The following is a 13,111-nucleotide window of genomic DNA, read 5'->3' as shown; positions in this document are numbered from 1 at the left end:
CCGTCATGGGAATGACGGGCCCGGACGGGCCGAGGTAACCGATGAAGGAGCCGCACCAATGGAAGCACGCATGAAAAGCCCGGCGAATCCCGACGTGACCACGGCGATCCAGCACCTCTACAAGGCGATTCACTCCGGTGGCGCCGACCCGCGCGTCCTCGAGCTGGTCCACCTGCGCGCCAGCCAGATCAACGGCTGTAGCCCGTGCGTCTTCGCCGGGGTCGCGTCGGCGAAGAAGCACGGAGAGACCGACGAGCGGCTGCACAACGTGGTCACATGGCGCGAGACGCCGTTCTTCACCGAGGCGGAGCGGGCGGCGCTCGCGCTGACCGAGGCCGCCACCCGGATCCAGGACGGCGCGCCGGGCGTGACCGACGAGATCTGGGACGCCGCCGCCGCCCACTTCGACGACAAGCAGCTGTCCGCGATCATCCTCAACATCGCGATGACCAACTTCTTCAACCGAATCAACCGCACGATCCGGGAGCAGGCCGGCAAGACCTGGTGAACCGGGCGGGGCGTCATCCCCGGACTCATCCGCGTGATCACGGGATGACGCCCCGCGGCCCTCACCTGTTCCCCGACGCCCGGGAACGGCGTCTGCTCGATGACGCGATGGCCGACATCGCCGACGCAGCGCGCATCGGCCTCGCGAACGGAGCCTGCGGCCTCCTGCTCGCCGAACGGGGCGCCAAACGGTCACCTGCGGGCGTTCTCCGCGGCCTGCCCCGCCCATCGTGTACGCCGGGGCGGCGGCGGGTGCCTTGCCCCTGCGCGACGGCGCGCTGACGGTACGCGAACTCGTCGCGGCCCTCGGGCTCGCCCGGCACGGGGCATGGCGGCTGGGCCGTGCCACAGGGACACCACGACCGCCTTTCATCGGCATCAGGGGCCGGCCGTGCCGGGGTTAATTCGATCGACACCCGCGCGGGAGGTCGCTAGCGTCCGGCCATGGCTGTTTTCACCGACGCCGACCTCGACCGGTTCGTCACCGAGGGCTTCCTCAAGGTGGAGGAGGCGTTCCCTCGCGAGACCGGGGACCGGATCAGGGATCTGCTGTGGCGGCAGATCGGGCTGTCCCCCGACCGGCCGGACGACTGGACGCAGCCGGTGGTGTGGGCCGCCCCCGACCCTGCGGGGCGGGGCCCGTTCGGGGAGGCGATGCGCGCCCCGCGCCTGACCGAGGCACTGGACCTCGTCGCGGGCAAGGGCGGATGGGTGCCGCGCGGCACCATCGGCAACACGCCCGTCCGGTTCCCCCACCCCTCCGACGCCGGGGACACCGGCTGGCACATCGACCAGAACGACCCCGGACCCGCCGGTGCCTGGGGGACCGTCACCCTCGCGTCCCGCACGATGCTCGTGCTGGTGCTGCTGTCGGAGGTCGGCCCCGACGACGCGCCGACCCGCATCAGGGCCGGTTCCCACCTCGACGCCGTCCGCGTCCTGGAACCGTACGGCGAGCAGGGGCTGGAGTTCTTCGCCTCGGGCCCGGTACTGGACGAGGCGACCGCGCACCGGCCCGAGACCCACGCCACGGGACTGCCCGGCGACGTCTACCTGTGCCACCCGCACCTCGTCCACGCCGCGCAGCCCCACCATGGTGCCCGGCCTCGCTTCATGTCCCAGATTCCGCTCTTCCTGACCGAGGCGCTGGCCCCCGGCGACGCCACCCCCCTTGCCCGGGCCGTACGGCTCGGGCTCGGCGGCTGACCGGCCGCGCCTCCGCGACGATGGTTTCAGCCCACCGTTGCGATCCGGTTCCTCCGGCGAGCTAGGCTGAGTTTAGGGCTAAACTCAGAGGGGATCGCAATGACGCGCACGATAGTGGTCAGCGGCGGCGGCACCGGCATCGGCAAGGCCGTGGCGGCGCGCTTCGCGGCCGACGGGGACCGGGTGGCGATCATCGGCCGCCGCGCCGACGTCCTGGAGAAGGCGGCCAAGGAGATCGGCGGCACCGCACTGGTGGCCGACCTGAGCGAGCCCGCGGAGGTCGAACGGGTGCGCACCGACCTGGCCGAGCGCTTCGGCGCGATCGACGTGCTGGTCAACAACGCGGGCGGCAACATCGAGAGGCACGGCGACTCGGGCGGCGTCGCGGAGCGGTGGACCGGCAACTTCCGGGCCAACGTGCTGACGGCGGTGCTGCCGACCGAGGCGTTGCGCGATCTGCTGAACCCGCACGGGCGAGTGGTGTTCATCAGCTCGATCGCGGCCTTCCGCGGGTCGGGCGGCACCTCCTACGGCCCGATGAAGGCGGCCCTGCACCCCTACGCGTTCGACCTCGCCTCCGCCCTCGGGCCACGCGGCATCACGGTGAACGTGATCGCCCCGGGGTTCATCGAGGACACCGAGTTCTTCCGCGGCACCATGGACGACGAACGCCGCACGATGCTCGTCGGGCAGACCCACACCGGCCGGGCCGGGTCGCCGCAGGACATCGCCGAGACCGTGCACTGGCTCGCCTCGCCCGGCGGCGGGCACGTCACCGCGCAGATCATCCAGGTGAACGGCGGGGCCGAGCGTGGCCGCTGAGCCGCCACGCGACGGCGCCGACGCCATCCAGGACGCCTGGCGGCGCGAGCTGCCGGGCGTCCCGGTGGAGTCGATCGGGGTCATCACCCGGATCTGGTGGGCCGCCAAGTTCTTCGGGGACGAGCGCCGCCGTCTCCTCGCGACCCTGGACGTGGACGTCGCGACCCTGGATCTGCTGTCCACGCTGCGGCGCTCCGGCCCGCCCTACCGGATGAGCCCGGGCGAGCTGGCCGAGGCGTGCATGGTGACGCGCGGCGCGATCACCCAGCGCGTGGAGCGGGCGGCCAGGGCCGGGCTGGTCGAACGGACCACCGCCGGGTCGGGCTACCACGCGCGCGCAGTCGCCCTCACCGACGCGGGCAACGCCCTGCTCGACCGTGTCGTCGCCGACCTGCTCGTGGCCGAGGACCGCCTCGTCGGCCATCTCTCGCCCGAACGCCGCGAGCAGCTCGCCGGCCTGCTGCGCGAACTGCTCGCCGGACTCGGCGGCCCGAGCCTGACCGGGCAGGTCGGGGACTGACCCTTCACGTGGCCGGGCGTGAGCAGCCAAGGTGCGGGAAGCCGCGGTGATATTGATCTCGCTCTTGCTCAGCGAGACGGGGTGGTGGCGGCCGGCGCTGACGGGTGCGCCGTGCCCCTGGCACGGATGCGCTGGCCGAGGAAGAAAGCCGCGCGGTCCAGTGCCTCGTCCGCCTCGTCCAGGACGCCGGCGAACGACTGGAACACGTGCGGCACGTCGGCGGTGACGTCCAGGATGACATCCACTCCGGCCGCCCTCGCGCGCGCGGCCAGGCGCGTGGAGTCGTCCAGCAGGATCTCGTTGGTGCCCACCTGGAGCAGCATCGGGGGGAAGCCGGTCAGATCGGCGAGGACGGCCGGGCTGAGCAGGGGCTGGTGCGGGTCGGCTCCCGCGAGGTACATGGCCCCGGTGTGTCCCACGGTCTCGCGGGTGAAGATCGGGTCGATGCCTTCCTTGGTGTCCATGCTCTCGCCCGTTCGGGTGGCGTCGAGGCCCGGGGAGAACGCCACGATGGCGGCGGGCAGCGGAAGGCCCGCGTCGCGGGCGGCGAGGCAGGTGGTGACGGTGAGGCCGCCGCCGGCGGAGTCGCCGACGAACGCGATGGCCGAGGGGTCTGTGCCGCTGTCGAGGAGGGCGCGGTAGGCGCCCAGGGTGTCTTCGATCGCGGCCGGGAACGGATGCTCGGGGGCAAGCCGGTAATCCACCGAGTACGCCGCGAAACCGGTCTTGGCCACCATGTTTCCCGTCAGCGACAGAGCGGTGTCGGGAGAGCCGAACACCCAGCCGCCGCCGTGGAAGTACAGGATCGTCCCGCCTCGTCGCCCGTTGTCCGGCTCGACATGCAGTGCGGGTCGGTCGCCCAGGGTGGTCTGCCTGACGCGGATGTCGCCGGGCACGATCATCCGGGACATCAGCGCCTTGAATCCGGATCGGATCGCCTCGACCGACCGGGGGCCCTCGGGCCGCGGCTGCCGCAGCATCGTGTCGACCTGGGCGCGCTGTTCCTTGCTCATGGTTGTGCTCCCGCCGTAAGTAGATGCCGCTACACTATATGCCGTGGCATCTAAATCGAGCGGCGGTGACGTAGCCGACCTTCCGGGCTTCTTCGCCGATCTGGTCCGATGCGAGACGCGTTTGTACAACGCACTCAACGACCGTCTCCGCGAACGGCATGGGATCGTCACCTCACAGTTCGAGGCCCTGCGCTACCTGCGCGACCACCCCGGATCTCGCGTGGCGGACCTTGCCGCCGAGTTCGCCATCGGCATCGGCGCGACCAGCAAGAGCGTCGACCGTCTGGAGAAGCGGGGATGGGCCGTCCGGCAGCCGAACCCGTCCGATCGCCGGTCCTCGCTGCTTGCCCTGACCGACGACGGCTCGCGGCTCGCCGACGCGGCGGAGGCGACCGTCACCGACGCGCTGGCCGAGCTGATCGGAGGCACTCTCGACGGTTCCTCAGGATCGGCCGCCCTGCAGGCCATCTCGAAGCTGCGCTCCCTACTCGAAGGCAACCAGATCGGCACACCCACAGGCTGACGGGCATCGCCTCGGTCGCCCGGCGGCACCCGGCCTGCACGGGATACGGTGAGCGGCCCAACGGGCCGGGTGCGCACGAGGCTCACACCGGCCGAGCGCAGTCACCTGTTCGCCCTCGCCGGCGCGCCCCTCCCGGCCGAACCGGCGGGCCGGATGCCGGTCAGTCCGGCGCTACGCACACCGCTGGAGACACTCGACCCCACAGGCTCACGTGATCAGCCCGTGCCGGGACCTGCTGGCGTACAACCGCGCGTACGCCGACCTCGTCGGTGGACTGGACGACCTGCCGGAGGAGGAGCGGAACAGCCTCTGGCTGCTGTTCACCCGCCCCGGCGTGCGAACGCTGCTCGTGGGCCGGCAGCGTGAGGCGCGCGACATCTTCGGGCGGTTCCAGGCCGCGGCCGACAAGAACCCCGACGACCCGCGGACCGTCACGCTGGCCGACGCGCCGCTGCGGCCAAGGTCGTCAGACGGACCGAGCGACGCCGGCAGTAGTGTGCGTTCATGTTCCACCGCAAGCCGATCGAAGAGCGCATCGCCGAGCGCGTCGCCAAGCGCCCTCCACTGAAGGAGGGCAAGCACTTCGAGCACCGCCCCGCGCTGATCGTGTTCTGTGTGATCATCGCGCTCGTCGTGCTGAAGATCCTGGGCGCCTTCGTCCTCATGAAGTGGGGTGTCCAGTAGGACCGTGGCCTCTTCGCACGCCATGGATCGGACACCGGCGCCCTGAACTGGTCATTTCTGCGAACCACACGAGCTACATCCGGGTCCGCGCGTACGCCTGCAGCGCGTCGCGGACGAACGTCGCCCCCGCGGCGTCGTCGTACATGGCGGCGAAGCGGGGGCCCTCGACGTACATGTCCCCCAGGCATTTCACCATCTCGATCGAGCGCTCCCGGTCGCCCTCGGCCGTGGGGGTACCCGGGATCCGGCTCAGCCACTGGACGTGCCGGGCAGCCAGCGACTGAGCGTGGTCCGATGTCGGAGAAACCCCGGCCTTCGCTGCGGCGACCCATGCGGCGACGAGGTCTTCGGTGGCCTGCTTCCAGGCCCGCTGCTGGTCAAGGGTCTTGCCGTGCCACCAGTCGTTGCTCACCTGGAAGGCGCGCTCGCCCCAGCGTGAGATCACCTCGTCCTTGTAGCGGTCGTTGAACCCCGCCAACATCACGTCCATCCGCGGTTCCGCCCCCGCCTCCAGGGCCTCGAGCGTGTGACGCACAGACCGGATCTGCCGTTCGATGCGGTCCCGTTCCTCTTCCAGCGCGGTGATGTGGGCGCGGAGCCCGTCGCACGTGTCCACCTCGTCGGCCAGGACCTCGGCGATGGCCGGCAAGCCCATGCCGAGCCGGCGCATGAGCAGGATCCGCTGTAGGCGGGCGACCGCGGTGGGGTCGTAGTAGCGGTACCCGTTCGCGCCGGCCCGGGACGGGGTCAAGAGCCCGACGCGGTCGTAGTGACGCAGGGTGCGGCTGGTGATGCCGGCCCTCGCTGCGAGTTCCTGGATCGTCCACTCCATGTTCCAGTGTTACCGCGGGTTGCGGAACGTCGGAACGAAAACCGGCGCTGAGCCGTTGTCGGCCCTGGTGGTCGGCTTCGGAGCGCCGGGAACGCGGTGTCGGCGCTGCGGCTGATCACAGAGGCCGGGCGCGGCGCGTGTCAGGAGGCGGCGCGTGCGGGCTGGGCGGTGGCGGCGGAGGAGTCCTGGTCGTGGTCGCCGCGGTCGATGTGGTCGGCGTGGAACAGGCCTTCGGCCAGCAGGCGGCGCACATGCTCGTCGGCGGCGCTGTAGTAGACGAAGGTGCCTTCGCGCCGGCCCTTGACCAGTCCGGCCAGACGCAGCTTGGCCAGGTGCTGGCTGACCGCGGTCGGGGCGGCGCCCGCGAGCTCGGCCAGGCAGGCCACCGACGACTCGCCCTGCAACAGCGCCCACAAGATCTTGATGCGGGTGGGGTCGGACAGCAGCCGGAACGACTCGGCGGCCAGGTGCACCTGTTCCTCGTTCGGCATCTCGAAGTCGGGCAGCGAGGTGTGCATGCCGCCAGCATAGCCTCGAACCCTGCTATTTGCGTACCTGCATGGGTGCGCATATAAGCTGCCAGGGTGACGACAGAGCTGACAGCACGCCCCACCCTCGGGGTCGCAGCCGCACCCGGCCGCCGATTGGCGTGGTGGCGGTCGGGGGCCGGCTCGCTGCCCGAGATGCGCTGGGCGATTGCGGCGGCCGTCCTGTTCGCCGCCGGTGGCATCTGCCAGCTGGCCGGGGCTCCCGCCTGGTTGTGGTGGGGGCTGTATCTGGCCTGTTACGCCGTCGGCGGGTGGGAGCCGGGGGTGGCCGGGCTGCGGGCGTTGGCTGAGCGGACGCTGGATGTCGACCTGCTGATGGTCGCCGCGGCGATCGGCGCCGCCGCGATCGGGCAGGTGTTCGACGGTGCGCTGCTGATCGTCATCTTCGCCACCTCGGGCGCGCTGGAGGCGGTGGCGACCAAGCGCACCGCCGACTCGGTGCGCACCCTGCTGAACCTTGCCCCTGACACGGCGACGCGCCTGGATCCGGCGGGACAGGAGGAGGTCGTCGGGACCGCCGCCCTGGCCGTCGGCGACGTCATCGTGGTCCGGCCCGGGGAGCGCATCGGCGCCGACGGCCAGGTGATCGACGGGGCCAGTGACGTCGACCAGGCGTCCATCACCGGGGAGAGCCTCCCGGCGGACAAGCAGGCCGGGGACGAGGTGTTCGCCGGCACCGTCAACGGCGCCGGGGTATTGCGGGTGCGGGTGGGCCGCCCGGCCGGTGAGACGGTGATCGCCCGGATCGTGGCCATGGTCACTCAAGCCAGCGCCACCAAGGCACGCACCCAGCTGTTCATCGAGAAGGTCGAGCAGCGCTACTCGGTGGTCATGGTCGCCGCCACCCTCGCGCTGTTCGCGATCCCCCTGGCTTTGGGCCAGAACCTGCAGGGCAGCCTGCTCCGGGCGATGACGTTCATGATCGTCGCCTCGCCGTGCGCGGTGGTGCTGGCCACCATGCCGCCGCTGCTGGCCGCCATCGCCACCGCCGGCCGCCACGGCGTGCTGGTCAAGTCGGCGGTGGTGATGGAACAGCTCGCCGACGTCACCCAGGTGGCCTTCGACAAGACCGGCACGCTCACCGAGGGGCGCCCGCACCTGACCCACATCCGCGCTCTGCCCGGCAGCGGCCTCGGCGAGGGCGAGCTGCTCACGCTCGCCGCCGCGGCCGAGGACGGCTCGGAACACCCGCTGGGCCGTGCCGTCGTCGCCGCCGCCCGAGACAAGGGCCTGCACCTGCCCCCGGCCACCGGGTTCGTGGCGGTGCCCGGACGGGGCGTGCGGGCACACATCCGCGGACACCTGGTCGAGATCGGCAGCCCCGCCCACCTGCTACCCGAAGGAACCGGCGGCCCGGCCCGCGCCCTGGTGGCCGAATTCGAAGGCGGCGGACACACCGCCGTGGTGATGCTGCTGGACCGCCGCCCGGCCGCGGTACTGGCCCTGGCCGACCGCGTCCGGCCCGGTGCCGCCGACGCCGTGACCCGCTTGACCGTCCTCACACACGCCGCGCCGGTGCTGCTGACCGGCGACAACCCCCGCGCCGCCGCCCGGCTGGCCACCCAGACCGGCATCAGCGACGTACGCGCCGGCCTGCTCCCCGAGCACAAGGTCGACGCCGTACGCGACCTGCAGCAGCAGGGGGCACGGGTGGCGCTGATCGGCGACGGCGTCAACGACGCCCCCGCCCTGGCCACCGCACACACCGGCATCGCCATGGGCCGCACCGGCGCCGACCTGACCCTGGACGCCGCCGATGCGGTCATCACCCGTGACGAGCTGGCCACCGTACCCGCGGTGATCGCCCTGGCCCGCCGCGCCCGCCGCCTGGTCGTCGCCAACCTCGCCATCGCCGCCGCGTTCATCGCCGTGCTGGTGGCCTGGGACCTGCTCGGCGAGCTGCCGCTGCCGCTCGGCGTCGCCGGGCACGAAGGCTCCACCGTCATCGTCGGCCTCAACGGGCTGCGCCTGCTGCGAAAGGCCGCCTGGCGACGCGCCTGCGCCTCTGCCGCGTCCCGTGGCCGGCCGGTATGAGGCCCGGCCTTCGCCGCCGCGCACGGTCACATGCCGATGAGGAACAGCACACCGGCGGCGACCAGCCCGATCTCGACCAGGATGACGAACACACGGTCGCCGATGCGCCCGACGATCCGCTTACCGGCCCAGGCCCCGGCCAGGGTGGCGGGGGTCAGCGCGGCGCCGTACAGCAGCACCCGGCTCGTGAGCAGGTCCCCGGCGCCGTAGGCGGCGATCTTCGACAGATGCATGGTCAAAGCCGCGGCGGCCTCGGTACCGATGTAGGCGGCGCGGGTCAGACCGTAGGCGAGGAAGAACGGGACGGTGAGCGGGCCGACCGATCCCAGCAGCGCCGAGCCGAGCCCGGAGGCGGCACCGACCGCGGTGAAAGCCCGGTCGCCGGGCGTACGAGGATGCGGGGTGCGCCGTCGCCAGACCACCACACCGATCAGGAACACCCCCAGCAGGCGCTTGAGCGGCCCGAGCGGGGCGTGGGCCAGCAGCAGCCCGCCGGCCACCGCCGAAGGGACAGCGCCGAGGGCGAACCAGCCGATCAACGGCCAGCGCAAGTCGCGGCGGTTCAGCCACACCCGCGAGCCGTTGCTGGACAGCTGCGTCACCGTCAGCATCGGCACCGCCACCCGCAGCCCGAACAAGGCGGTGAACACCGGTAGCAGCAGCACCCCGCCGCCGAACCCGGCCACGGCCGACAGCAGCGCCAGCACGAACGCGGCGCCGGACGCCGCCAGCAGCACGGCCAGCTGATGCACGGTCACCGCGCCTCCCCGGATCCCGCTCTGATCAGCATTGTCAATTGATGTTACAGGTGTAACATGCACGCGTGACGCACCATTCGGACCAGCTGGACTGGCTGCTGATCAGCGTGTCCACCGCCGGGGCAGCCCCGAACCTGCGCATGCAGGTGTGGCGCAAGCTGCGCTCGCTCGGCGCGCTGTATCTGCAGCAGTCGGTGTGCCTGCTGCCCGAGCGTGAGCAGACCCTGCGGCCGGTGCGGCGCCTGCTGGACCGGGTCCACCAGCAGGGCGGCGCCGGCCGGATGCTGCACCTGACCCTCACCGACCCGGCCGAGCAGCGGCAGATCATCGCCGAGTTCAACGCCGCCCGCGACGCCGAGTACGCCGAGGTCCTGGAGCGCCTGCCCGCCTTCCGCGAAGAACTGGCCCGTGAACGCGCCCGCGGCCGGGCCACCTACGCCGAAGTCGAGGAGTCGGAGGCCGACCTGGAGCGCTTCCGTTCCTGGCTGGCCAAGATCGCCACACGCGATTACTTCGCCGCCCCGGCCGGCGTCGCGGCACGCGCCGCGGTCGAGGACGCCGCCGCCGACCTGGCCGCCTTCGAACAGGCCGCGCTGGCGGCCGAGGCGCCCCCCATCGAACCCCGCGCCGCGGTGCCCGGCCGTCCCCAAGGCGGGCAGGCATGACCGGATCGCAGGGATGGGACCTGCTCATCGGTCTGGGGGCCGCGCTGGTGGTCACCTGGCTGGCCCTGATCGCCGCGCTGGCCATCGCCCGCCCCCGCGACGGGCTGCTGCGCGAGGCGCTGCGACTGCTGCCCGACACGCTGCGCCTGGTCCGCCGCCTGGCCGCCGATCCCGGCCTGCCCCGCGGCGTCCGCATCCGGCTCGCGCTGCTGCTGGCCTACCTGGCTTTCCCCATCGACCTGGTGCCCGACGTCATCCCCGTCCTCGGCTACGCCGACGACGCCATCATCGTCACCGTCGTCCTGCGCTCGGTCGTCCGCCGCGCCGGCCTGGACGCCGTACGCCGGCACTGGCCCGGCACCGACGACGGCTTTGCCGCGCTGGCCCGCCTGACCGGCCTGACCCAGCCCCCTCCCGGCGCCTGATCACCAAACGGTACGCCGCGCGCGACAAGTAGTAACGAAACGGTCAGTCGCCGCGGCGGAGCGTGGCGGCGATGATCTCCGAGCTGTCGGCGTGCAGGGCCTGCGCCGCCGTCTGCCCGGTCGCCGCCAGGTAGGTGTCGACCAGCCGGTTGCCCGCGGCGTATCCGGCGCCCATCGGCAGTCCCACCGGGGTGAGGCCGAAGCGCTCGGCGCTGGGGTCGCCGTGCACCCAGGCAGTGAAGTTCTGCATGCCTGTCACGTCGAGCCCGGTGAGCACCTTGCCGAAGATCTCGGGGTCACCGTAGTACTCGCGGAAAATCGGGCGGATATGGCCATGACCTGGTGCGCTGTAAGCGTTACCGGCGTCGCGTCGCCGGGGCTCGGGTCCTGCCAATGGGTCAGTGCCTCAGGGCAGATACGGGCGTAGCGGGCCAGCGAGCGGCCGGCGAGCAGGCGGGGCAGCAGATAGGGTCATGGTGATCCGAGCAGAGCTGAATCGAACTGAATGAGAAACGACACTAGGAGCCGAGAACTCCCAGCTCAGCAAGTGTCGGCCCCGCGCACGCGGGGATGCTCCGCCTGCCGCCGTGGCCCTGCCCGTCGTTCTCGGGTCGCGGCACAGGCTGGAGATAGTCAAAGCTCCGTCGCTGGAGGTTGGTCGGCCGGCCAGCAGGCGGGTCAGGGCGTGCTCCAGCCGGGTCTGGGTGTCCGCACGGGATCACTGGTCACCACCTGGGTATCGAGTTCGGTGATCAGCTGGTCCAGTTCGCGCAGGCCAGAGGAGGAGCATACGAATGCGCATCACGAATGGATTCAGGCTGGGGCAGCCGCTGTACCCTCCGGGAGCCGAAGAGGCTCTTGCCTGCGTCATTCAGACCCGCAGGGTCTCGATCAGAAGCAGTCCACCGGCCTGGCTGAGGATTCCCCGCCCGTCCGATGACACGACGATCTTGTGGCTGGAAGCGGTAGTCTGCACGGGAAAGTGCTCGAACTCGGCACGGATATGACCTTCGACAAGCCCTATCCTCCCAGTTCAGAGAGCACTTTTCTTGGCTCGAACCGGAGCCGGACGTGCAGGCGCCGCTCGTCGCGATCTGCTCGGGCCGCGCCCCTTCACCCTGCATGGGAACGAACCCGCACACCTCGGCCAAGGTACTGAACAGGTGGTCGCCCCGGCGGTGCAAGGCGACCGACTGGGTGACTCCCCTGGCGATCAGCGGGAGCTTCGGAGCCCTGTCAAACTGCGCGCCGCGTGTACGAGATCCGCTCATGTGAGGACACATGCGGGCAGTAAAGGCAGGTGCTGATCGCTCGATGGCAGACGAAACAGCCAGAACGCCTCCTTCTGAGAAGCGCCTGTCCCCGTACCTCCGACAGAGGCAGAAGGCTCGGCCGCGACCGGCGACCGAGCCTTGACCTGAGACGTCCCGCTAGCTGACCCAGCCGCCGCACGTCCAGGAACTGGGCGGGTTCGACTGGTAGCCGATGCCCCAGCAGGCGTGGAACCGCTCGCTGCCCTCCGAGGGCCGCGACGGAACGGTCCCGGTGTTGTGCGTGCCGAAGTTGCCGAACTCCACCCGCTTGGACTGCGTGTGCGTGGTCAGCCAGCCATAGCTGCCCCACAGCTGCCGCTCGATCTTCACCCACCACGGGTTGCAGCAGCTGTCGCTGGTGTCCCAGACCAAGCGTCCATACCGTGTGGAACAGTTGGTGCCGACCACGTGCGTGCTCCAGGTGCCGTCCCAGCCCCAGTAGCTGCTGGCGCTGTTCACGGTTCCGCACGCCGCGTTCGCGGGCTGGCTGACGGCCAGCGGGATGGAGATGCCGATGAAGAGGGCGATCGCCGTCGAGATCATTGATCGTGTGAGTCGCATAGCCGTAAGAGTCGATCAGCGCCCTACCTCGGAGAAGACCTTTGCGCGGTAACGCAAAGGGGTCCGTCGAGGAGCCTGCGGCCCAGCGGCGTGAGGCTGTGCAGGACGGCCGGACCACACCGGGTGCTGGTGATCAGGCCCGCCTGCCTGAGGGTCTTGGTGTGCCTGCTCATCGCGGCGAGTGAGGTGTGGAGCCTGGTGGCGAGTTGCGTCGTCGAGGCGCTGTCGCGGAGGGCGGCGAGGACGGCGGCGCGGGTGCCGCCCATGAGGTCGGCGAGTGAGTCCGCCGGGTCGGTGATCGTGTTCCGGCGGTGTTCGGGCGCGATCGGGTAGACCAGGACCGGTGGCAGGTCCTGGTGGGCGAGCGGCAGGGGCGTCGCGCCCCTGAAGAACGACGGCATCAGCCACAGGCCCCGGCCCTGGAGGCGCAGGTCGTGATCGACGGGGTGGCGCACCTCCAGCACCGGTGCACGCCAGCGCATCAGCGGTTCGAAGCCACGTAGCAGCGCCTCGACACCCCCGGCGAGCAGCGCGCCGACGCGGGCCGCGACGTCGGCCTCGACGCTGGCGCGAATCAGGTCATCGTGGTGGTCTGCGCGTGGGGCGGTCGCCAGGCGGGTTCGTGCGATGTCGTCGGCGGTGAAATGAATTCGCAGCACGACCCAGAGCTTCGGCAGCCCCTCTTGACACGGCCTTGCCG

Annotated in this window: 17 protein-coding genes; 10 read left to right on the top strand and 7 right to left on the bottom strand. The window is 71.2% G+C overall.

Annotated features, from left to right (window positions below; translation table 11 throughout):
* Positions 1-70 precede the first annotated feature (70 nt).
* The 4 genes from IL992_RS26680 (at position 71) to IL992_RS26665 (ending at position 3,055) form a co-directional block, all read left to right on the top strand.
* The gene (locus tag IL992_RS26680) at positions 71-508 is read left to right on the top strand and encodes a carboxymuconolactone decarboxylase family protein (protein ID WP_404804788.1); all 438 of its coding nucleotides are present in this window, start codon (positions 71-73) and stop codon (positions 506-508) included.
* Positions 509-951: 443 nt separating this feature from the next.
* The gene (locus IL992_RS26675; RefSeq protein WP_193206116.1) at positions 952-1,713 is read left to right on the top strand and encodes a phytanoyl-CoA dioxygenase family protein; all 762 of its coding nucleotides are present in this window, start codon (positions 952-954) and stop codon (positions 1,711-1,713) included.
* Between the two features lie 99 nt (positions 1,714-1,812).
* Complete coding sequence (locus IL992_RS26670) at positions 1,813-2,535, top strand: SDR family NAD(P)-dependent oxidoreductase (protein WP_193206115.1); 723 nt, start codon at positions 1,813-1,815, stop codon at positions 2,533-2,535.
* A complete protein-coding gene (locus tag IL992_RS26665) occupies positions 2,525-3,055 on the top strand; it encodes a MarR family winged helix-turn-helix transcriptional regulator (RefSeq protein WP_193206114.1) in 531 nt (176 codons plus the stop codon). The genes IL992_RS26670 and IL992_RS26665 overlap by 11 nt, the downstream gene beginning before the upstream one ends.
* A gap of 68 nt (positions 3,056-3,123) precedes the next feature.
* On the opposite strand, the gene IL992_RS26660 is transcribed toward IL992_RS26665, so the two are convergent.
* Positions 3,124-4,068 carry an alpha/beta hydrolase gene (locus IL992_RS26660; protein WP_193206113.1) on the bottom strand — a complete coding sequence of 315 codons (945 nt, stop codon included), beginning with the start codon at positions 4,066-4,068 and terminating at the stop codon, positions 3,124-3,126.
* 43 nt (positions 4,069-4,111) lie between these two features.
* On the opposite strand from IL992_RS26660, the gene IL992_RS26655 reads away from it, so the two are divergent.
* The 3 genes from IL992_RS26655 (at position 4,112) to IL992_RS26645 (ending at position 5,275) form a co-directional block, all read left to right on the top strand.
* A complete protein-coding gene (locus tag IL992_RS26655; protein WP_193206112.1) occupies positions 4,112-4,591 on the top strand; it encodes a MarR family winged helix-turn-helix transcriptional regulator in 480 nt (159 codons plus the stop codon).
* Positions 4,592-4,802: 211 nt separating this feature from the next.
* The gene (locus tag IL992_RS49010; protein ID WP_193206111.1) at positions 4,803-5,159 is read left to right on the top strand and encodes an MmyB family transcriptional regulator; all 357 of its coding nucleotides are present in this window, start codon (positions 4,803-4,805) and stop codon (positions 5,157-5,159) included.
* Positions 5,096-5,275 carry a hypothetical protein gene (locus IL992_RS26645; RefSeq protein WP_193206110.1) on the top strand — a complete coding sequence of 60 codons (180 nt, stop codon included), beginning with the start codon at positions 5,096-5,098 and terminating at the stop codon, positions 5,273-5,275. The genes IL992_RS49010 and IL992_RS26645 overlap by 64 nt, the downstream gene beginning before the upstream one ends.
* A 73-nt stretch (positions 5,276-5,348) precedes the next feature.
* Here IL992_RS26645 and IL992_RS26640 read toward each other — a convergent pair whose 3' ends face one another.
* Positions 5,349-6,107 carry a MerR family transcriptional regulator gene (locus tag IL992_RS26640; RefSeq protein ID WP_193206109.1) on the bottom strand — a complete coding sequence of 253 codons (759 nt, stop codon included), beginning with the start codon at positions 6,105-6,107 and terminating at the stop codon, positions 5,349-5,351.
* A gap of 140 nt (positions 6,108-6,247) precedes the next feature.
* Positions 6,248-6,625: an ArsR/SmtB family transcription factor gene (locus IL992_RS26635; protein WP_193206108.1), complete on the bottom strand. Its 378-nt coding sequence runs from the start codon at positions 6,623-6,625 to the stop codon at positions 6,248-6,250.
* Between the two features lie 66 nt (positions 6,626-6,691).
* Between IL992_RS26635 and IL992_RS26630 the strand changes: the two genes are divergently transcribed.
* Positions 6,692-8,689, top strand: a complete 1,998-nt coding sequence (locus IL992_RS26630; RefSeq protein ID WP_319018841.1) for a heavy metal translocating P-type ATPase — start codon at positions 6,692-6,694, stop codon at positions 8,687-8,689.
* A gap of 26 nt (positions 8,690-8,715) precedes the next feature.
* On the opposite strand, the gene IL992_RS26625 is transcribed toward IL992_RS26630, so the two are convergent.
* Positions 8,716-9,447 (bottom strand): sulfite exporter TauE/SafE family protein, encoded by a 732-nt coding sequence (locus IL992_RS26625; protein WP_193206107.1) that lies wholly within the window; start codon positions 9,445-9,447, stop codon positions 8,716-8,718.
* A gap of 65 nt (positions 9,448-9,512) precedes the next feature.
* On the opposite strand from IL992_RS26625, the gene IL992_RS26620 reads away from it, so the two are divergent.
* A complete protein-coding gene (locus IL992_RS26620; protein ID WP_193206106.1) occupies positions 9,513-10,112 on the top strand; it encodes a Chromate resistance protein ChrB in 600 nt (199 codons plus the stop codon).
* Complete coding sequence (locus IL992_RS26615; protein WP_193206105.1) at positions 10,109-10,537, top strand: YkvA family protein; 429 nt, start codon at positions 10,109-10,111, stop codon at positions 10,535-10,537. Before IL992_RS26620 ends, IL992_RS26615 begins: the two co-directional genes overlap by 4 nt.
* Before the next feature lie 43 nt (positions 10,538-10,580).
* Here the strand turns inward: IL992_RS26615 and IL992_RS47815 are convergent, their stop codons facing one another.
* The 3 genes from IL992_RS47815 to IL992_RS26600 all read right to left on the bottom strand — a co-directional run bounded on the left by IL992_RS47815 (position 10,581) and on the right by IL992_RS26600 (position 13,070).
* Positions 10,581-10,814, bottom strand: a complete 234-nt coding sequence (locus IL992_RS47815) for a DUF2268 domain-containing putative Zn-dependent protease (RefSeq protein ID WP_319018840.1) — start codon at positions 10,812-10,814, stop codon at positions 10,581-10,583.
* A 1,153-nt stretch (positions 10,815-11,967) separates the two neighbouring features.
* Positions 11,968-12,411, bottom strand: coding sequence for a hypothetical protein (locus IL992_RS26605; protein ID WP_193206104.1), 444 nt, complete (start codon positions 12,409-12,411; stop codon positions 11,968-11,970).
* Between the two features lie 23 nt (positions 12,412-12,434).
* Positions 12,435-13,070 (bottom strand): ArsR/SmtB family transcription factor, encoded by a 636-nt coding sequence (locus tag IL992_RS26600; protein WP_193206103.1) that lies wholly within the window; start codon positions 13,068-13,070, stop codon positions 12,435-12,437.
* Between the last annotated feature and the right edge of the window lie 41 nt (positions 13,071-13,111).

Source organism: Microbispora sitophila (assembly GCF_014892245.1).
In the GTDB taxonomy this organism is placed as follows: domain Bacteria; phylum Actinomycetota; class Actinomycetes; order Streptosporangiales; family Streptosporangiaceae; genus Microbispora; species Microbispora siamensis.
Note: the sequence above shows the minus strand (reverse complement) of the source record. Positions and strands in the feature narration are given on the sequence as shown.